Raw genomic sequence first — 19,556 nt, forward strand, 5'->3', positions numbered from 1 at the left:
GCGACGATGGCCGTGGGCCAGGACGGCACGCCCCGGCCCGCCGTCGCCCCACACCGAGAGGACAGCACGTGAGAGATCGGCACCACCCGCCGAGCGGCACCGACCAGGACTCCTCCTCCGAGGGGGCCGTGGTCACGACGCGGGCCGGCAGGGTGCGCGGCAGGAACGAGAACGGCGTGCACCGCTTCCTCGGGATCCCCTACGCCGCCGCACCCAGCGGCCCGAACCGATTCCTGCCACCGAACCCGGCGCCGCCCTGGGCCGGAGTGCGTGACGCTGGTGCCGACGGCCCCACACCTCCACAACTCCCGACGCCGCCGCCCCTCGACGCGTTCCTCCCCACCGTCGCCGGCGCCGACTACCTCAACGTCAACGTCTGGACCAGCCAACCCGGGGACGCCCGGCAACCAGTCATGGTGTGGATCCCCGGTGGGGGCTTCGACACCGGCAACAACGTCATCTACGACGGGAGCCGCTTCGCCCGCGACGGAGTCGTGCTGGTGGCCATCAACTACCGGCTCGGCGCGGAGGGCTTCCTCGTCCTCGACGACGACATCGCCAACGTCGGGCTGCTCGACCAGATCGCCGCCCTGGAATGGGTGCACGACAACATCGCCGCCTTCGGCGGCGACCCGGACAACGTCACCGTCTTCGGGCAGTCCTCCGGAGCGATGAGCGTCGGCACCCTGCTCACGATGCCCAACGCCAGGGGACTGTTCCGCCGCGCCATCATGCAGAGCGGAGCCGGTAACCTCTGCTACTCCCTCGACACCGGTCGGGAGATCGGTCACCGCGTCGCCGACATGCTCGGGGTCGCCCCCACCCGCGAAGCCGTCGCCGAGGCCGGAGTGGATCGCCTCCTCGCCGCCCAGCTGTCCGTGGCAGGGGACCTCGCCCGCACGCCCGACCCCCAGCGGTGGGGTGCCGAACCCGGGGCACGGGTCAACATGTGGCGGCCGACGGTCGACGGCGTGACCCTTCCCCGCGTTCCCCTCGAGGCGATCGCGTCGGGAGCGGGAAGTGACGTGGACGTCCTCATCGGGCAGAACGCCGAGGAGGGACGCCTCTCGTTGGTGCCCTTCGCCGGGCTCGACTCGGTCACCGACGCCGCGTTCCTCGACGCGCTGCGGCTCTACCGGCTACCCGACAGCGCCGCCACCGACTACCGGACCGCGTACCCCGACGCGACCCCCGGCGAGCTCCTCGCGATCCTCCAGGGGGACTGGTTCTACCGGATACCGGCGATCCGGCTCGCCGAAGCACGAGCCGACGCGGCCGCCCGCACCCACATGTACGAGTTCACCTGGCGTTCGCCCCAGTTCGACGGCCACCTCGGAGCCTGCCACTTCCTGGAGATCCCGTTCGTCTTCGACCTCCTGGACGACCCCGTGATGCGGTGGGTCACCGGCCCGAACCCGCCCCAGCCGCTCGCGGACCTCATGCACTCGACCTGGGTCCGGTTCGCCGCCACGGGTGAGGTGCCCTGGCCACGTTACGAACCGGCACGTCGAACCACCATGTGCTTCGACGCCGACCCGGTGGTGCGCGACGACCCCTCGCCGATCCGAGCTACCTGGGCGGGCGTGGACCTGACCTGACCCACCCACCTCAGGACCGGGAACGACCGGTGAGCCCGGGTGGTCGGACCACGTGCGCCGTCACGTGGAGCAGCGGGAGGGGCACGCCGAAGCCCCGGGTCCGCGGCGGCGCAACGACGACTCCCGGGGAACGGTCGCGCCTCGCCGTGCGGCCGCACGGCGAGGCCACCGAGGATCCGGCCCGCCCTCCGCCACCTCGGACCGTGCCGGTGGCCGGACGACGAGTCGGGCGGGAGCGGTGCTCAGCCCCGGCTCCCGAAGACCCACCTGTTGCTCGCCAGCGCGTCCCGCGCTTCGGGCAGCGGCCCGCGACCCAGTCGGCGGGTGAAGTCGAACGGGGTCGTGACGTCCACCGACCAGCCGGTCGCCAGCAGGTGACCGGCCGAGTCGGGTTTCCGTTCCATCTCGAACAGGCCGACCAGGTCGACACCGATCTGGTGCCTCGTCGAGGTGTAGATGGCGCTCTCACGGACCTCCGGGAGCTCCGTTCCCCGCTTGATCTCGAAGGCCAGGGCGCTCCCCGGTGCGCTCAGCCGGTCGATGGTCTCGATGAGCCTCCCTTCGCCGTCGGCCGGGATGTAGAGCAACAGCCCCTCGGCCAACCAGACCGTGGGCAGGGCGGGGTCGAAACCCGCGTCGAGCAGCATGGGCGCCCAGTCATCCCGCAGATCACAACCCAGGGGTCTTCTGGACGCCCTCGGGGTGGCTCCGATCCCGTCCAGCACATCCTGCTTGAACCCCAGGACCGTCGGCTGGTCGAGCTCGAACACCACGCACCCCGTGGGCCAGTCCAGCCGGAACGCCCGCGAGTCCAGGCCAGCGCCGAGCAGGACCGCCTGCCGGGTACCCGAACCGAGCGCCCGCGCGACGAAGTCGTCGAGAACCCTGGTCCGCAGGCCGAAGTACCGGCCGAGCCGCCCCCACAGCGGGTTGGCGTCACCCCCGGGCGCGTGTTCGATGCGCAGCGGCCAGTCCGCGCAGGCCGGGGCGGCCCGGACGAAGTGCTCCGCGTAGGGGTCACTCGCCAACGAGTCGGTGCGGTGGGTCTCCATCGCCCGTGCCGCCGCGACCATGAAGGCCGTCAGACCGACTCCGCTCTCCACGCCCGTACCCGGCTGTTGGGTGCTGGTCACGTGTCCTCACTTCGCTCAAGGGGAGCGACCACACCTCCGGCCTGTCGTGGGAGGTGGTGCGCGCCCCGTAGACGGTTCTCATGAACCGGAAGGTCGTCTCGTCCGGCAGGTGCAGGCTGGTGGTGCAGTCCGTCAGCACGGTGACGTGGAGACCGCGCTGGAACGCCGTCCGCGCGGTGGAGTCCACGCACACGTCGGCGTAGAGTCCGACGAACACCAGGTGCTCGGTCCCCTGACGAGCGAGGTGGTCGGCGAACCCGTCACTGAGGAAGGCGTCGAAACAGGCTCGTTTGGTGAAGACACGGTCCGCCGGTTCCGGTGAGACCGCGTGGAAATCCGCTCCCCAGGAGCCTGCCCGACACTTGGTCGGCTTGTCCAGCAGCAGATTCCTCCGGCGCCAACTCGGCCCCTGGAACGCCACGTCGCCGTGGAGGCGCACGAAGACGACCTCCGTTCCGCGCGCCCTCGCGGCCGCCACCGCCCGGACGGTGCCCGTGATCGCGGCGCTGAGGACGTCGAGCCTCCCACCGAACCGCGACTCCACGCCCGGGCCGACGCAGAAGTCGTTCTGCATGTCCATGACGACCAGCGCGGTGCCGGCCGAGGAGGTCATTCCTCGGCCGCCACGGCCGCCAACGGGGACGAACCGGCGGCCCCCCGCGCGCCGAGCTCCTCGAGCAGTGCGTCCACCACCTCCGTCGTCGAGTGCCGACCACCGAGGTCGGGCGTGCTCACGCCCCTGTCCAGCAGCGCCGCCAGCGCCCCGTCCACCGCCGCCACCGCGCCCTGGCAGCCGACGTGCTCCTCGGCGATCGCCGAGGCCGCCCGGATCGTGGCGACCGGATTCACCCTGTCCCGCCCAGCCAGGTCATCGGCCGAACCGTGCACCGTCTGGTACTCCACCAACCCCTCGACGTCGGGGTGCAGGTAGACGTTCTCGGTGCACCGGTTCTCCTGCCGTTCGAAGCCGAAGCGGTCCAGCAGGACGACGTGCATGATGTCTGCCCACTCGTTCCCGGCGATGACCAGCGTGCGCCCCGGCAACCCCTGCTCGATCAGGTTCCGGTTCACGGTGTCCGGCTGGAACAACCCGATGTCCACGCCGAGCCGCCCCGCGATCTCGGCGACCCACTCACCGAGCGCGCCGTCGAGCAGGTGGAACTTGTACGCCATGACGATGCGATCGGCCGATTCGTCGGGCCACTGCCGGCGTGCGCGCCGCAGGGCGAACCTGATGATCGTCTCCGTGGTCTCCTTGCTGAAGGTCATCGTCCGCTGGACGGCGCCCGGGGTGTGGGTGTTCTCGCCGCTGTAGAAACCCTGTGTCTGGTCCCGGACCAGCAACAGGGAGGTGCCCTGGTCCGCGATGAGGTCGACCTTGACCGCGTGCAACCGTTGCCGGACCAGGTACAGCGACTGGGCGTTGATCGCCGTCCGGAAGATCACCCTGGTTCCGAGCTGGGCCTGGGTGCGGCAGAACTCCTCGTAGTGCTCCGCGTCCTCGTGCGTGAGCCCGCGGATCCGCTCGGCATCGCCCTCATCGCGGAGGGAGACATAGGAATGGTAGCGGCGCGGCGACCGTTCGATGCGCACGCCAACCGAATTCATCTCGGCGAGCGTGAGGAGTACGCGCTCGAATGCGGACGCCAGTTCTGGGCCCGTTCCCCGCCCGACGGCGAGTCCGACCACTGGAGTCATGGGAATATCTCCGTTCCGTTCCACGGATCAGGGCGCGGCGGTGTCGCCGACGAGGCGGTCGCCCGCGACACCGCTCCTGGTCGGGCTGTAGAAATCGATGACGGCCTCCACCCACGTCGCCGCCGGTATCCGGTCCGAAACCGTGGGCTGGAGGTCGTCGAAGAGGGCGTTGATCCTGCCCTCCTCGAATCCGATGGCCCGCATGAGCGCGACGAAGTCGGGACGTGTGACCAGCCCGTCCTGGTCGCGGTCACCAAGGCCGGCGAGCGCCGCCGCGAAGGCGCTGATGGGAGCGTGGAAACGGTCCGGTGACAGCACGCATGCCGCGTACTCGTCGAAGCTCACCCTGCCGTCGCCGTCGCTGTCCAGCTCGGTGACCAGCGCGCGCCAGAACCCGTGGAAGGTCGATCGCAGCCTCTCACCGGCCGCGTCACTGATGTCAGGAGAGGCCTGGACGACCCGGTCGGCCATGAGCTCGAAGTCACCGGACTCCACATGGCCGTCACCATTGGTGTCGAGCAGGTCGAAGACGAGCCTGATCCGGCTCACCGCTTCTTTCCGCATCGAACGGTCACCTTTCCTCGGTCTCGCCCACCGCGGAAGGGGAACGAGAAACCCGAAACTTCGCCGCGATTGCGGATCTGGTGCTCCTCGGCGACGGGGACGACTATTCCAGAAAAGGACCACCGCGAGTAGTGAAAGAATGGACACCACACTGAAGGGTGAAAACGGTGGGAAGGCGGAGAAACGCCTGAATGCCGGATCCCACGGCCGGTCGGGTGTGGCCTGCCGCCCGGTGCCCGGCTCGGTTCGGGTCCTCCGGCGAGGTGGGCTGGTCCACCCGGGGGCGCGGCGGTGGACCACGAGTACTCGACGTCACGCAACGTGATCGGCCCGGGGTTGGTCGACCGCCGTTCCGCAGCGGCGACGCCGGGAGCTTGGCTGGCGCACGCTGGCATCGCGCCGCCCCGGACCGCTGAGCGGCGCGACCCGAGGTGGAGCGGGGTGGCCAGCCGCGCGGTGACGGGGTCAGCCGGCCCGGATGACACTGATGGCCTGGGGCGAGTCGAGCTCCGTGCCACCCACCAGTGACATCACGTCACGCCTCGACCCTCGAGATGTCACGGCCAGATCATGACGCGGCCACACTGCCGGGGGAGCGGCCCGACGGCTGGGATGGGGGCATGACTACCACCACGCGCCGTACGACGCGACCACCCACGGGGAGCCGCCGCCTCCGGCCCACGAGCACCGGTCGGCCACGACGGTGGGACCGGCTGCCCGGGCGCACGACACCCGTCGCCGCGCACCAGCGGGCCCCGTTGTCCGCGCCCGCCCGACGGCAGGACAACGCTCCCGCGACGCGGGCGGGGACGTGACGCCCGCCGACGCGGGCACCTGTCGCACGCGTCCGGCACCGGCCCCGGGACCGGAAACCCCGTGAAGGGGCCAGTCCCCGTCACCGGCCGCCCCGGCCGGCCCCGGCGTTCACGCCCATCGACCGCCCGGACCAACGACGTCCACCCCGTGGGCCGACCTCCAGCCCCGGGGCCTGACCAGCCGCGCCGGGGCGACCGGAGGAGCGCGGCGACCTCGCCCCGTCACCACGCCTGGCCTCGACATCCCCGCGGCAAGGCACCATCCCGCCCACCGGCGGCCCGGCCGTCCGACGGGACCCGACGCCCAGGACGCCCGTGCTCACCTGCCGGTCCACCACCCACCAGGAGCGCGCACCGCCGGCTCGCTCCCAGAACCGATGGAGGACACGCGATGACCCGGCTCCGGGCGTACCGGACCCGCTCCTACCCGCTCAGCATGAAGGGCTTCGACTACGAACGCATCGAACGTGACCTCAACGACCTGGGCCGGCAGGGCCGGGAGGCGGTGAGCACGCTGCCCCCAGCTTCGGGGCCGGTCAGGCCATCGAGATCGTCGTCCTCGTCACACGCGCCACGACCTGATCCCGTCCAGCCCACCCCGGCGGCGGGTACGGCGACCACGCCAGCGTGATGCGGGTGGCGCGCCCACCCGCGCCAGTCCAACCGGGCCGAAGCACGCACCGCACGCTGAGGCGTCCGCCGCCGCGAGCGCACCGGCAGCCGCCCCCGGTCCCCGCGTCCACGGCCAGGAACACCCCACCTCGACGCGCCACGCGCCGTCGACCGAGGAAAGGATCCCCTTGCACCCACGCTCCTCCGCCCGCGCGAGGGTCGGCGTCGCGACGACCGCGCTACTCGTGCCACTCGCCGGCTGCGTCGCCCCGGAATCCGAACCGTCCGCCCCTCCCACCTCGCCAACACCCTCCGGTCCTGAGGCGTTCCACGACCAGGAACTCGCCTGGGAGGAGTGCGACGAGTACGCGACGACCTCCACCGAGTCCAGCGTCTACGCCCTCAGCGACGGGTTGGAGTGCGCGCGCCTCGAGGTGCCGCTGGACTACGACGAACCCGGCGGCCGGACCATCCACGTCGCCGTCCTACGGCTGCCCGCCTCCGGCGACGCGGTGGGCTCACTGGTGACCAACCCCGGCGGGCCAGGCGGATCGGGACTGTTCGGCGCCGCCTTCGCGGCGCTGACGCTCAAGGACAGCCCGTTGACCGAACGGTTCGACCTGGTGGGCCTCGACCCGCGTGGCGTGGGCGCCTCGACCCCCGCGATCGACTGCTACTCCGACGAGGAGGCCGACCGCGGCGCGGTCCCCCTCACCGCGCAGGGCACGACGGCCCAGTTCACCGAGGAGGACACCCGACGGCTGGTCGAGCGGTGCGCGGAAGGCTCCGGGGGGCTCGACGTCCTCGCCCACGTCGGCACCCGGGACGCGGCCCGCGACATCGACGTGCTGCGCGCCGTCCTCGGCGACGACGAACTCACCTTCCTGGGGCAGAGCTACGGAACCCGCCTCGGCGCGGTGTACGCCGAACAGTTCCCCCAGAACGTGCGGGCCATGCTGCTGGACGGCGCCGGTGACCCCACACAGGGCACCGTCGAACGGCGGGTCAGCGCCTACGCCGGATTCCAGGCCGCCTTCGACCGCATGGCCGCGCGCTGCGCCGAGCGGGAGGACTGCCCGCTCGGTCCCGACCCGGACCGAGCCACCGAGGTGTTCCAGGACCTCGTCCAGCCGTTGTACGACGACCCCGTGCCCGCGCTCGACGCGGAACTCGGCTTCGACGAGGCCATCGGAGGCGTCATCACCGGCCTCTACACCGAGGACGCGTGGCCCCGGATCATCGCGGGAATCGCCGAGATCGAGGACGGACGGGGCGACGAGCTGCTCCAGATGAACCACGACTTCGGCGGCCGCGACCCGGAGGGCCGCTGGACGAACTTCGCCGAGGCCAACTACGCCATCAACTGCCTGGACGAGGACCGGCTCACCCCGGAGGAAGGTGGACGGCTGCGCACCGCGATCCACGAGGCCGCGCCCTTCATGGACCCCGGCGTCGACGTCACCGGCGGAGCCCGCGACACCTGTGAGCACTGGCCCGCCGAACCGAACCTCGGGTTCCCCTACGCCCAGGACATCGAGGGGCTGCCCGACACCCTCGTCGTCTCCATCACCGGCGACCCGACCACGCCCCACGCCGGAGCCCAGGTGCTCGCCGACAGCCTCGGCAGCGCGCTGCTCACCGTCGAAGGGGAGGGGCACGGCATCGTCAACCTGGGAACGAATTCCTGCGTCGACGAGATCGCCGCCGAGTACCTGATCAACCTCCAGGTGCCAGCGGAAGGCGCCACCTGCTCCCTGTGACGCGGGTGCGCGGCGGGCGGGAACGGGGTCTTCCGGCCGTGACCCGCCTGGTCGGACCCTGGGACGGCGAGCGCCGCACCCGAACCGCCGCGCGGCACTGACGCCGGAGGTCCCCACGTGCTGGCGCCGGTCCGAGGATCGGCTCCAGGTCGCATCCGGGAAGGACGTCGTGAGCTCAGGGCGGAGGTCCTCGCCCCGCCGAGGGGGAGTGGGCCGCCGGAACGGGCGCCGCTCCGTTTCTCGTGGCACGTCGCCACGGGGCGCGGAGCGGTTCCCCGCTCGGGTTTCCGACACCGCCTCGGGACCGATCGCCAGTGTGATCGGACTGCCGGGCGGTACGGACTCGCGGAGAACCAGTCCGTACCGAGGCAGGCCCTGAGCCCACACACGATGACACGTTCCGTGCCTTCAGTCCCGAACGAACCAATCCCCCAATCGTCCGCCCGCGCCTCCTCGCGAACCGTCGACACCACCCACCCACCCCCGGTCAGGCGTCGGTTGTCCGCCGTGACCGGACGCCCTCGTTCCGTCCTGCTCTGACGACACCACGGTGGTCGACCGGTGGCCCCGTGAGGAACATCGACCTCAGTGGAGGGGGGCGCGGGCAGTGGATGTGAACGAGCGAGAGGTGCCAGGCCGGCTTCCTCACGAACGCGGAACACCACACCGCCGGGGCGGCCTGACCGTGCCCACCCGATTCGACATCCAACTACCGTGGCCGGCCCGAACCCGGAAACCCCAGTTCGGCGAGCAGCGCGCGGATCGCCGGGCTGGTGTCGGCGCTGCGCCGCCACGCCGCATGGACCTCACGCTTCGGTTGCCGCAGCAGCGGGCGGGCTACCAGCTCCGCCCCCAGCGGAGGGCGGGCCAGACGAGGGACCAGCGCGACGACCTCACCGGATGAGACCAGGGACAGCTGGGTGGCGAAGTCGTCGATCAGGTGCCGCACGTCGGGCTCCTCGGGTGCCTGGGCGAACAGCCGCCGGAACCACTGGTGGCAGACGGTGCCGGGCGGGCTCGTCACCCAGCTGTGGCTCGCCAGGTCGGTCTCCGCGAGGGGCGCGTCGCACCGCGCGAGCGGGTGCGTCCGGTGCATGACGACGTCGCCGACGTCGGTGTGGACGTGGCGCTGGACGAGGGAGGGCGGCAGCGCGGTCGGCAACCCGTCGGCGTCGTGGACCAGGGCGAGATCGGCCGTACCGGCGTCGACGCTGTGCAGGGCCTCCTCGGGGTCCTGTTCGGTGATCCTCGGCCGGAGGTCGGGGCAGTTCGACGACAGACGGGGGAGGGCGGGGGCGAGCAGTCCTCGAACGGCGGTGGAGAAGGCGACCACCCGGATCACCCCGCGTGGAGCGCCGTCCGCCACCGACTGGGCGGCGTCGGCGCACCGTTCCAGCGCCTGGAACACCTCGGGTGCGCGGTCGACGAGGGCCTGCCCGGCCGGCGTGAGCACCACCCCTCGGCCAGCCGGGGAGAGCACGGGGACCCCGAGCTGGCGTTCCAACCGCTTGATCTGCTGGGAAACCGCGGAGGCCGTGAACCCGAGCTGGTCGGCCGCGCGCACCAGGCTGCCGAGAGCGGCCACCGACCGCAGCGCCCGCAGGCCAACGACGTCGATCACGAAGGGATGCTACGCGGTACCGGCAAGAAACCCTCGCTGGACCGCAGGTATGGGCATCGACAGGATCGAGGCATGACCGACCCGTCGATCCCCGCCCACCTCGTGTTCGGCACGAACCTCGTCGCGATGGTGACGCCGATGCGCCCCGACGGGGCGATCAGCGAACCCGCTCTCCTCACGCTGGTCGACCACCTGGTGGACAACGGGTGCGACGGGATCGTCGTCGGCGGGACCACCGGTGAGGCCCCCACCCTCACCGACGCGGAGACCGCCTGGCTGGTGCGGACCGCGGCCGCCCGGACCGGGAGCCGGGCTCGGGTGATCGCCGGGGTCGGCACCCACGACACCGCCGCCAGCGTGCGCCAGGCACGGCAGGCAGAAGCCGCCGGAGCCGACGCGCTGCTGCTCGTCTGCCCCTACTACTCCAGGCCGACGCAGGCCGGGGTCGTCGCCCACTGCACGGAGGTCGCCGAGGCCACCGGCCTCCCGGTGATGCTCTACGACGTCCCCGCGCGCACCGGGACCGCGCTGGAAGCCGCGACGCTGGTGGAACTCGCCGGCCACCCCCTGATCCGCGCGGTCAAGGACGCCAAGGGGGACCTGTTCGAGGCGATGACCGTCATGGCCGGTACGTCGCTGGCCTACTACTGCGGCATCGACGAACTGAACCTGCCCTACCTCGCGTGCGGGGCGGTGGGTGTGGTCAGCGTGGTGGGCAATGTCGCGGCCGGCCGCAACGCCGAGCTCCTAGGAGCCGTCCACACCGGAGACCTCACCCGTGCGCGGGAGCTCCAGTCCGGGCTGATCCCCCTCGCGGACGCGGTGATGCGCACCTCGCAGGGCGCGATCATGGCCAAGGCCGCGCTCGTCGAGCTCGGGGTGATCCCGCACGCCACGGTGCGCCGTCCGTTGCTCCCCTCACCGCCCGCCGACCTCCAACGGCTGCGCGCCGCGTTGGCGGCGGTCGCGCTCCCGGCCTGACCACCACGTCACCCGCTGCCCACGCTTCTGCGCAGCGGCCCTGCGGATCAGCCCGTTCTCCGCCACGGCTGGGTGCCCGCTGCCACCCACCGCTGCCGGCCCCTGGTTCGGATGACACCCGCCAGCTCCCCGTGCCCCGGCCAGGGCGGGCGTGGCCGTGCGCTGGGGGAGCGCACGGGCAGGACGGCGCCGCCCGGTGCGCCGCCCGCGAACACCCCGAACAGCACCGTCCGCCAGCGGGCGGCCGAGGGCCACGAACCCGAGCGCCCGACACCCGCGAACGCCGGGAGCGCCGGTGCCTGAACGCCCGTGCTCCGCCCGGCCCCCCGGGCCCGATCGGCGGGTGGGCCGACGCCGGGGGAACGAGCACCAGGCGGGCAGCGGCCTGGCAGGGGCCGGGCGCTGGTCCTCCCGGCATGTGTCGCGGGAGCACACGGTGCCCGCAGGTCTGGCCCGTTCTCCCGACGGGAGTGGTCGAGGCCGAGGGCGCCGGCATGCGAGGAGCCGCCTCGTCGGCAGGGACTCGGCGGTCACCAGCCGCCGGAGCTCCGTCCTGGCGGGACCCGCGCCTCACCCGATCAGGTGGACCGTGTCGGGCATTGCGGTCATGATCGACGAGCGAGCCCGCCAGCCCGCCGCGTGGTGGGAATCTGGGTGGATGACCGAGACGCTGGAGGACACGGTGGAGTCGGTGGAGCAGTTGGCCACCGCCTGGCGCGGCCTGGTGCTCGACGCCAGTCCGACGGCCGACGTCCGGGACCTCCCCGGAGTGGCCGTCCGGTGGGCCGAGTCGCGCTTCCCGTTCTGGAACTGCCTCACCCTCACCGAGGTCGGTGTGGACCCGGCGTTGCTCGACCAGCGGTTGGGGGAGGCCGCGCGGATCATGCGCGGGAAGTCCCGTCCGGGGCACCTGTGGCTGTTCGAGGACCTGCTGGACGACGCCGCGCGCCGGGCGCTGCCCGAGGCGGCCGACCGCGCCGGGCTGACCCGCGCGTTCTCCGGGATGGGGATGAGCGCCGACGTCCCGGACGGGGCGGCACCCGAGCACCCGCGCCTGACCTTCGAGCGGGTGACCACCGACGAGCAGCTCGAGGCGTACGCGGACCTGAACTCCCGTGCCTACGGGTTCGCCCTCGAGGACGGCCGGGACGGGCTGAACGGGTCCGAGCTGTGGAAGGCGGGTGTGCACGCCTACCTGGCCCTCCGGGACGGGATTCCGGTGAGCGCGGCGGCGACGATGGAGTGCGCGGGCCGGCTGTTCGTCGCCCTCGTGGCCACCGCGCCCGAGGCTCAGCGGCAGGGCTTCGGGGAGGCCGTGACGCGCAGGGCGCTCCACGAGGGTGCTCGCGCCACCGGGCTCACCCGCGCCACCCTGCACGCCACCGCCGCCGGCGCGCCGGTCTACCGACGCATCGGTTTCCGGCCGAACTCACCCCTGCACTTCTATGTGCCCACACCGTGATCACCCCGCGTGCGGGGAGAGGGTGGTGAGGGTGCGCGCGTCCCGCCTCACGTCCGGGTCGATCGTCGCATCCCGCCGGCGGACCACTTGCCGCGTCATCGAACCTCCGGGCTGAGGCGGAGGGGCCGACCGGGCTTCTCCGGGTTGCTAGGCTCCGCGCATCCACTGTGAATCGGGGGGCGACGGCGATGAGCGCTGCCGGCGACAGCAACGTCGACGACGGGCAGGGAATCGCTGCCGGCGTCTACACGATCGATGCCGCCAGGTCGGAGATCTCGTTCCGCACGAGGGCGCTGTTCGGGCTGCTCGGTGTGCGGGGAACGTTCTCCGTCGAGAGCGGCACGGTCGAGGTGGGAGAACCCACCACGGGGTCCACGGTCGAAGCCGTCGTCTCGGCAGCCAGCTTCTCCAGCGGCATTGCCCAGCGGGACGAGCACGTCCGCTCGTCCGACTACCTCGACGTCGCCAACCACCCGCGGATCTTGTTCGCGAGCGAGCGCTTCGAGTGGACCGGCACCCTGGGGGTGATCGAGGGGTGGTTAACGGTCCGGGATGTCACGCGTCCCGTCAGGCTCGAGGTCACCAGCGTCACTGGCGGCGGCGATGAACTCGCAGCCCGAGCCACGACGACGATCGACCGGTTCGACTTCGACGTGACCACGGGACGCGGGATGACCGGCCGCACGCTCCAGCTGACCCTCGACGTCATCGCCACCCGTTGACGCATTGGTATGACTTACGCAACTGGTTCTCTCGTTCACGGCCCCGGCAGAGCGTCGCGGGGGACGGAGGGCGTCGCCTGCGGACGTGGCGCGTCAGGAGCTAGCCAGGCGGATACCAGCCGTTCGGACATGCTCGTCCTCGACGAGGTCCGGAGCGGCGGCCACGAGGCCACCACTGTGCCGGGAGGACTGCCGCTGGACGGGGGCGATCGCGCCCTGACCACGACCGTCGGTGCCACGCCTGCCCCCGAGGGCGCGCTTCCGTCACGCGGCGCAGAACGTCGTGGTGCAAGTGGTCGTTGGTAACGGTGCCGACCGCGAGAAGCTCATCGAGCGCTCGCCGCGCGTGCCCATCGACTCCCCCGCACGGGGCCGTCTCGGACCGCCCTGGCCGCTCGCCGTGAGTGCGGCGGGCAGCCTCCCCACGGGCAGGAGGACCTGGGGTTGCGGGCCCCCGCACCTCGCGTCGCTGATCAGACGCGCTCACAGTGACCGGCGTCGATCCCTCCGCTCGGCCAGCGATGTGTGATGCACGGACCTCGGCCCGCGGCCCTCGTGGGGGCGGCTGGATCGCGACCATCCGCGAGGACACGAACGCGTGACCAGCGGAGCTGGTCAGCCTTCTCGGCTGCTCGTCGAAGCTGGTCGCGGCGGGGCGTTCCTGAGTCGCGGCGAACATCTCGAACCGAATCGTATCCGGACTGCGCTTCCGGGCAGCGGATCTGTTGGTCCGAGGAGGCAGCCTCGGTCGCACTGCGAAACCCTTGCCGCGTCGACCGGCTCGACACCGCTGCGCGCTGGTGCCATCGGCTGCTGGCCGTGGTGGGCGCCGACGACGTGACGTGGCGGGCGATGATCAGCTCGGTGCTCGCGGATATCGCGCTGCGCACCGGTGACCTCGTTGGTGCCGTCACTCACGGTCGTGCCGCGCTCCACCTGCTTCCGCCGACAGCACGGGGCGTCACGGTCGGGGGCCCGCTGAGCAGCGTTGTGCTGGTGGCGACCAGGAAGGGCGAGTACGCGGTCGCGGCCGAGTACGTCCACCAACCCGTGCCCTCGGCCCTGTTCGATAGTCGCCACGGGCCCCGCTGCCTTGATGTGAAGCTCATCACCACCTGGCCTCAACCAGGGCCACCGCGCATTCGCTGACTTCCTGTCCTGCGGCGAACTGCTGCGCGGCTGGGGGGTGGACTCGTCCTCGACGGTGCCGCGGCGGAGCAGCGCCGCCGAGGCCTGGGTGCACCTCGGCAACCATGACCAGGCCAGCGACTCGCGGATGAGCAGCGCTCCCGGTCGGACGCGGGCCACGCCCGCACGCGGGCGTCATCACTGCGCATGCTCGCCGGGAACGCTCCGGCTGCCCGACGGCCGGAGCTGCTCACCGAGGCACTGGAACTCCTCGAACGGTGCGGTGACCGTTACGAGCAGGCAGGTGCTCACCGATCTCAGCCACGGCCACCACCTCCTCGGCGAGAACCGCCGGGCGCGCGCATGGTGCTCGGCCGGGCCTGGCACCTGGCCAACGTCACCGGCGCGGCACCGCTGTCACGGAAGCCGCTCCGTGCTGACGAACAACCCGTCATGTCGCCAGCGGTCCGCGTCGGCCGGTGGACACCACGGCGCCTACCGCCTCGGAGCACCGGCTCGCCGCGCTCGCGGTGCTCGGATGTCCGAACCGGGAGATCGCGGGGAACCGCACATCACGGTGAGTACGGTTGGAACAGCGCCTCACCCGCGTATATAGGAAGTTGAATGTCAAACGAGGTAGAGATCTGCCCGTCGAGCTGGGTGTCAGAATCCTGTGAGTCTACGTACTGGCGCGTTCCGAATGGCCCCATCGATTCGCATGGTTTCGAGCTCGGCTCGATCAGTACTTCTTGCGAGATGCCTGGTTGGCGTTAGGGTGGGACGGGAGGCCGGAGGCCGGTTCACCGACCATGCGCGGAAACGTGGTTATGCGCGGCGTGGGCTCCTGGTGGCGCGCCCAGGGGCCGAGTTCCGCGTATGAGCGGGGACCTCGAAATCCGAGTCCGTGACTTTCGGTGATCGCCGTCGAGAATTGTCCTCCGTGTTGTCGCGACGGTCGGTGATCAAACGGAGTCTCCGTGTGACAGGTGTATGGTTCTTTCGCGCCTTCGGGTGCCCCTTGGTCTCGGAACGCAGTCGCTCGACTACCGTGTGATCGCTGTTCCGCCGGTTGGCGAGTTCCACGACGGAAGCTATCCGTATTTGGCGCGGGATAGCGAAGTTCGCCCGATGGGGACCTGTCCGACCTGGGCTGATAACGATCCGGTGGCGGGCGTGTTTCCGAACGAACTCGGCGAGCAATTAGTGAACGGTGGATCACGCTCGGTAGTACCCGGTAGTCATTTGTCGCGCGTTGTTTCCTGAAATAATTGCGGCTGCGAGGGCAGGGCTATATGGTTCGCCGCAGGGGAGTAACAGGTGTTCCTCGGCGTGCTGCAGGGATGCGCGACTGGGGGTTTGACGAGGCGACAGGCTTACGGGCGATGGGCATCGCACTGGGACCTTCGGAATCCTGCCGTCTGTCGAACGTCTCTCTCACTGGGGCGGATCAGGCGAGGTGCTTGTTGTGCTGGTCGAACGGCGGTTCGAGTTCGAGCTGCTGGAAAGGCTGTTCGCGGAGACCGCCGGAGGGCAGGGTCGGATAGCCCTGGTCGACGGTGCGGCCGCGAGCGGCAAGACGGAACTGCTGCGGACGTTCGCCGACCACCGCGCCACGCACGGCGCAGTGGTACTCAGTGTGACGGGGTCGCGCGGCCAGGGCGATCGACCGTTCGGCGGTGTTCGCTCGCTCGTCGCGACCACGCGCGTGCCCACGGCTCGGACGGCCGCGTTCCTGCGGCTGACCGCCGGTCAGCGGCCGGCCCTCAGTGACGAACCAGCGGAGGTCACCACCTTCGACGTCGCCCAGGATCTCCTCGAGCTCGTCCTCGAGCTGTCCCAGAAGGACACGGTGCTCATCACCGTGGACGACGCACAGTACGTGGACGCCCAGTCGATGGAGTGCATCCTCCACCTCGCCAACCACACCCGGTCGGCCCGCATCATGCTGTTGGTTGCCGAGGTGGTGTACGACAGCGCGACCCATCCGGCCTACCGCATCGAGTTGATCCGCCAGGCGAACTTCCGCCGTGTGCGACTCGCTCCATTGTCCTCGGACGGCGTGGCGGAAATCCTCGCCCGCCACATCGCCTCCGACCTCGCCGACCGGCTCGCCCCTGCCTGCCACCTCATCACCGGCGGAAACCCACTACTGGTGCGTGCGCTGATCGAGGACCAACTGGACGCTCCCCAGTCGGTCCCGGCCGCCCCTGACGCGCGCCCAGTCATCGGCGATGCCTTCCGGCAGGCCGTGTTGACCTGCCTGCGACGCAGCGGCTCCGACGCGCTCGGTGTCGCCCGGGCGGTCGCCGTCCTCGGCACCGACACGACCGTGGGACGGGTGTGCGCGCTGCTACGTCAGCCGCGCGTCGAGGTCGAACGGGCCTTCCAGACGCTGCGGCTCGTCGGATGCCTTGAGGACAACGACTTCAAGGACGCGCTGTTCCGCCAGGCCGTGCTCGACTGCGTGGCGCCAGCGGAGCTGTCCGGACTGCACCGTTCAGCCGCCCGCGTACTGCACGAGGACCAGGCCGGGGTCATTGTCGTCGCCCGGCACCTGCTGGCCACCGACCACGTACCCAACAGGTGGGCGGTGCAAAGGTTGCGGCAGGCCGCAGAGGACGCGTTGCGCGCGGACCAGCCCGCTGCGGCCGTCGACTTCCTCGAACGCGCGCTCCTCGGCTGCGGCAAGGGGAGCACGAGCGCGAAACTGCGTTTCGCGTTGCTGGACGCCGAGTGGCGTGGTAACCCCGCGAACGCCGTCCGTCACCTACCCCGACTGCTGGAGCACGAGCGCGCGGGCGAGCTGGACGTCACCCACACGGCGCGCCTGCTGTACTACCTGCTGTGGAACGGCCGGCGCCAGGACGCGGCGGGCGTGCTCAACCGGCTCGGTCACGAGTACCGCGCCAACGACGGGGACGTCAGCGAACCGCTGAAACACCTCGGACTGTGGCTCACGCACTCCCATCCCGAATTCGCCGCGCGCTGGGCGAAGGCGACCGGGGAGACCCAGCAGGACTCGTCTCCGGCCAGCTGGCCAGCCATGGCCTCCGTCGTGTTGAGCACGGTCCTCTCCGGTGACAGCGAAGCTGCCTCCGTAGCCCCTGCGGAGAGAGTGCTGCGAGCCACCGTGCTTGGTGACCGCACAGTGGAGGCGGCCTGGTACGCGCTCCAGGCGATGATCTATTCCGACCAGCTCGACGTGGCCCTGCGGTGGTGCGACACACTGCTCGCCGAGTCGAAGGTGCGGGGCGCGACCTGGTGGGAGGCGATGTTCTCGGCATGTCGTGCCGAGATCGCGTTGCGCTACGGCGAGCTGCCCCGGGCCGCGAGCTACGCGAACCGGGCGATCCGGGCTGTCGGGATCGAGGGTTGGGGAGTCGGAGTCGGCATGCCCCTGGGAGTCCTGGTGTCCGTGGGAACCGTCGTGGGTGACCACGACGCCGTGCAGCGCCATCTCCGCCAACCGGTTCCCGACGAGATGTTCGGAACCGGGTTCGGCGTGACCTACCTGCGTGCCAGGGGACGGTACTACCTGGCGAACGGCTGGTCCGCCGCGGCGCTGAAGGACTTCCAACGCTGTGGTGAGCTCATGGCGACTTGGGGGTTCGAGGCCCCGGGCCTGGCCCCGTGGCGTACCGATGCCGCCGAGACCCATCTGCGGCTGGGTCACGTCGCCGAAGCCCGGGCGCTCGCCGAGGAACAGCTCGAACTCGGCCGCCGGGCCAGTGCGCGAGCGCACGGTGCGGCGACGCGCATCGTCGCGGCCACCTTCGATGCCAGCAGCAGGTTGCGCCTGCTCAAGGACGCTGTGGAGCTGTTGCAGGCCAGCGGTGACCGTCTGGAGCTGGCCCACGCGCTCCTTGATCTCAGCAAGGCGCACCAGGCGCTTGGGCAGGCGGCCAAAGCGCGGATGGTGTCGCACCGCGCGGGCCGCCTCTTGCGGGCCTGCCGGCTGGAGATGGGACCAGTCACCAGCGAGCGACGTGACCCGCCGCTGAGCACCACCCACGGGCAGTCGGTCCCGACGGTGGCCAGACCCGTGGCCCCTGGCGCCTCCGAACAGGCCGTGATTGGGGCCCTCACCACCTCCGAACACCGAGTCGCGGCGCTCGCCGCACTCGGATTCACCAACCGCGAGATCTCCGGCAAGCTGCACATCACGGTCAGCACCGTCGAGCAGCATCTGACGAAGATCTTCCGCAAGCTCAAGGTCACCAAACGAACGGACCTACCCGCCTACCTTCGACGCGATGTGAACTCCGTTGGCAAGCCCGGGAGTGAGGTGGGGTTGGCGAGGGATCGCGACACCGGCCGCCGAGCCGCGGCGCGCTCCGCGGCCTACCGGGTCAGGGGGGCGGTAGGCGCGAGCGATCAGCGAACGGGATCGCACGACCGCTCCGCGTGATGCGATGGGCGACACGTGGAGCGGTTGCCGCCCGAGGGGGCCGGCGAGACCCTGACCCGCATCCGTGGCAGCATCCGACCCGCAACCGAGGATGACGGCACCTCGCCGACCCGCTCGGCCCCCATCCTCCGGTAGAAGCCTTCGGCGTTGGGGTCGGCATCGATGGTCAGGTACTCGAACCCGGCCGTCGCCGCCCTGGCCAACGCGTCCAGCCAGAGGACCCGGCCAAGACCGGTGCCGATCCTGCTCGGCGTGACCCACAGGTTCTCCAGCTCGCCGCCCGGGGCTTCGCCGCCGATGCTGGCGAAGCCCACCACGAGGCCGTCGTGGTCGGCGACCACGAAACGTCCTCGTGCCACGTCCTCGGGACGGAAGGTCAGTTCGTCCCGGCAGGCCGCGAGGAATTCCTGGCCGTAACCCCAGTGCCCTTTCGCGGCGAGCGCCAGGTCGCTCAGCGCACCGGCCTCCTCCGGCCTGGCGGGCCGCAACACCATGGTGGTCATCTCGACTCCTCTCCGCTCGTTGGTGAGGATGCCACCTTCTCCGAGGCGATGGGGACCTTCGAGGTGACCGGGTGGGCCAGGCCGGGCGCGGGGCCGGGGAGGACACCTTAGGCAGGTCGAGTACGAGTTCGGTCTCGATGTCCCGGTTGAGCAGGTCGGCGGCGAGCAGTACCGCCACGAGCCCGGTACGGGATCCAGACCCGACGAACACGTCGCCCCTCCCGTCCCCGCCGTCCGCGGTGTGCAGAGGACGTTCGATCTCCACCGAGGAGGCACGGCTCACCTCCGCGAGAGCGGCGAGGAACTGCTCGGGACCTCGCGTCAGCCAGGGGGATCGTCGTCACCGACCGGGGGCGTGCCATACGTGTCGGGCGGGTGGGGAGCGGGGGCCGGCGCCCGTAGCGACAACCCGGCGCCGACGCGTGACCGGCGTGCCGCCCCGTGACGGACGTCGTCGGGCCGGCTCCGCCAGGAGGCGCTGGCGGGAACGCGTTCGGGGCAGCGCCTCGCGACCAGACCCGCGGCGTCCCGGTGCGCGCCTGGTCGTCGAC

General features: G+C 71.1%; 14 protein-coding genes. 8 read left to right on the forward strand and 6 right to left on the reverse strand.

Features of this window, described 5'->3' with window-relative positions; genetic code table 11:
* The first annotated feature begins 68 nt into the window (after window positions 1-68).
* Window positions 69-1,598, forward strand: coding sequence for a carboxylesterase/lipase family protein (locus ACOJVX_RS12280; protein ID WP_422647544.1), 1,530 nt, complete (start codon window positions 69-71; stop codon window positions 1,596-1,598).
* A 242-nt stretch (window positions 1,599-1,840) separates the two neighbouring features.
* Here ACOJVX_RS12280 and ACOJVX_RS12285 read toward each other — a convergent pair whose 3' ends face one another.
* The 4 genes from ACOJVX_RS12285 to ACOJVX_RS12300 form a co-directional block, all read right to left on the reverse strand.
* A complete protein-coding gene (locus ACOJVX_RS12285) occupies window positions 1,841-2,731 on the reverse strand; it encodes a class I SAM-dependent methyltransferase (protein ID WP_103056760.1) in 891 nt (296 codons plus the stop codon).
* Window positions 2,616-3,344, reverse strand: coding sequence for an isochorismatase family cysteine hydrolase (locus ACOJVX_RS12290; protein ID WP_418153336.1), 729 nt, complete (start codon window positions 3,342-3,344; stop codon window positions 2,616-2,618). Before ACOJVX_RS12290 ends, ACOJVX_RS12285 begins: the two co-directional genes overlap by 116 nt.
* Window positions 3,341-4,339 carry an isocitrate/isopropylmalate family dehydrogenase gene (locus tag ACOJVX_RS12295; protein WP_211215373.1) on the reverse strand — a complete coding sequence of 333 codons (999 nt, stop codon included), beginning with the start codon at window positions 4,337-4,339 and terminating at the stop codon, window positions 3,341-3,343. Before ACOJVX_RS12295 ends, ACOJVX_RS12290 begins: the two co-directional genes overlap by 4 nt.
* A 117-nt stretch (window positions 4,340-4,456) precedes the next feature.
* Window positions 4,457-4,993, reverse strand: coding sequence for an EF-hand domain-containing protein (locus ACOJVX_RS12300; RefSeq protein WP_418153337.1), 537 nt, complete (start codon window positions 4,991-4,993; stop codon window positions 4,457-4,459).
* 1,206 nt (window positions 4,994-6,199) lie between these two features.
* Here ACOJVX_RS12300 and ACOJVX_RS12305 point away from each other — a divergent pair.
* Both ACOJVX_RS12305 and ACOJVX_RS12310 read left to right on the forward strand, forming a co-directional pair.
* A complete protein-coding gene (locus tag ACOJVX_RS12305; RefSeq protein WP_035292915.1) occupies window positions 6,200-6,439 on the forward strand; it encodes a hypothetical protein in 240 nt (79 codons plus the stop codon).
* Window positions 6,440-6,608: 169 nt separating this feature from the next.
* Window positions 6,609-8,180, forward strand: a complete 1,572-nt coding sequence (locus tag ACOJVX_RS12310; RefSeq protein ID WP_418153338.1) for an alpha/beta hydrolase — start codon at window positions 6,609-6,611, stop codon at window positions 8,178-8,180.
* A 709-nt stretch (window positions 8,181-8,889) separates the two neighbouring features.
* On the opposite strand, the gene ACOJVX_RS12315 is transcribed toward ACOJVX_RS12310, so the two are convergent.
* Window positions 8,890-9,801, reverse strand: a complete 912-nt coding sequence (locus ACOJVX_RS12315) for a LysR family transcriptional regulator (protein WP_422647545.1) — start codon at window positions 9,799-9,801, stop codon at window positions 8,890-8,892.
* Window positions 9,802-9,873: 72 nt separating this feature from the next.
* Here ACOJVX_RS12315 and dapA point away from each other — a divergent pair, with 72 nt between their 5' ends.
* The 5 genes from dapA (at window position 9,874) to ACOJVX_RS12340 (ending at window position 18,502) form a co-directional block, all read left to right on the forward strand.
* A complete protein-coding gene (gene dapA / locus ACOJVX_RS12320) occupies window positions 9,874-10,782 on the forward strand; it encodes a 4-hydroxy-tetrahydrodipicolinate synthase (RefSeq protein ID WP_418153340.1) in 909 nt (302 codons plus the stop codon).
* A gap of 658 nt (window positions 10,783-11,440) precedes the next feature.
* A complete protein-coding gene (locus ACOJVX_RS12325) occupies window positions 11,441-12,244 on the forward strand; it encodes a GNAT family N-acetyltransferase (RefSeq protein WP_418153341.1) in 804 nt (267 codons plus the stop codon).
* A 188-nt stretch (window positions 12,245-12,432) separates the two neighbouring features.
* Window positions 12,433-12,966 carry a YceI family protein gene (locus ACOJVX_RS12330; protein WP_103056749.1) on the forward strand — a complete coding sequence of 178 codons (534 nt, stop codon included), beginning with the start codon at window positions 12,433-12,435 and terminating at the stop codon, window positions 12,964-12,966.
* An 819-nt stretch (window positions 12,967-13,785) separates the two neighbouring features.
* Window positions 13,786-14,115, forward strand: coding sequence for a hypothetical protein (locus ACOJVX_RS12335; RefSeq protein WP_103056748.1), 330 nt, complete (start codon window positions 13,786-13,788; stop codon window positions 14,113-14,115).
* A 1,435-nt stretch (window positions 14,116-15,550) separates the two neighbouring features.
* The gene (locus ACOJVX_RS12340; protein WP_422647546.1) at window positions 15,551-18,502 is read left to right on the forward strand and encodes a helix-turn-helix transcriptional regulator; all 2,952 of its coding nucleotides are present in this window, start codon (window positions 15,551-15,553) and stop codon (window positions 18,500-18,502) included.
* Here ACOJVX_RS12340 and ACOJVX_RS12345 read toward each other — a convergent pair.
* Window positions 18,469-19,005 carry a GNAT family N-acetyltransferase gene (locus tag ACOJVX_RS12345; protein ID WP_337661951.1) on the reverse strand — a complete coding sequence of 179 codons (537 nt, stop codon included), beginning with the start codon at window positions 19,003-19,005 and terminating at the stop codon, window positions 18,469-18,471. The genes ACOJVX_RS12340 and ACOJVX_RS12345 overlap by 34 nt on opposite strands.
* Window positions 19,006-19,556 lie beyond the last annotated feature (551 nt).

Origin of the sequence: Actinoalloteichus caeruleus (assembly GCF_049311605.1) — a bacterium.
GTDB lineage: Bacteria > Actinomycetota > Actinomycetes > Mycobacteriales > Pseudonocardiaceae > Actinoalloteichus_B > Actinoalloteichus_B caeruleus.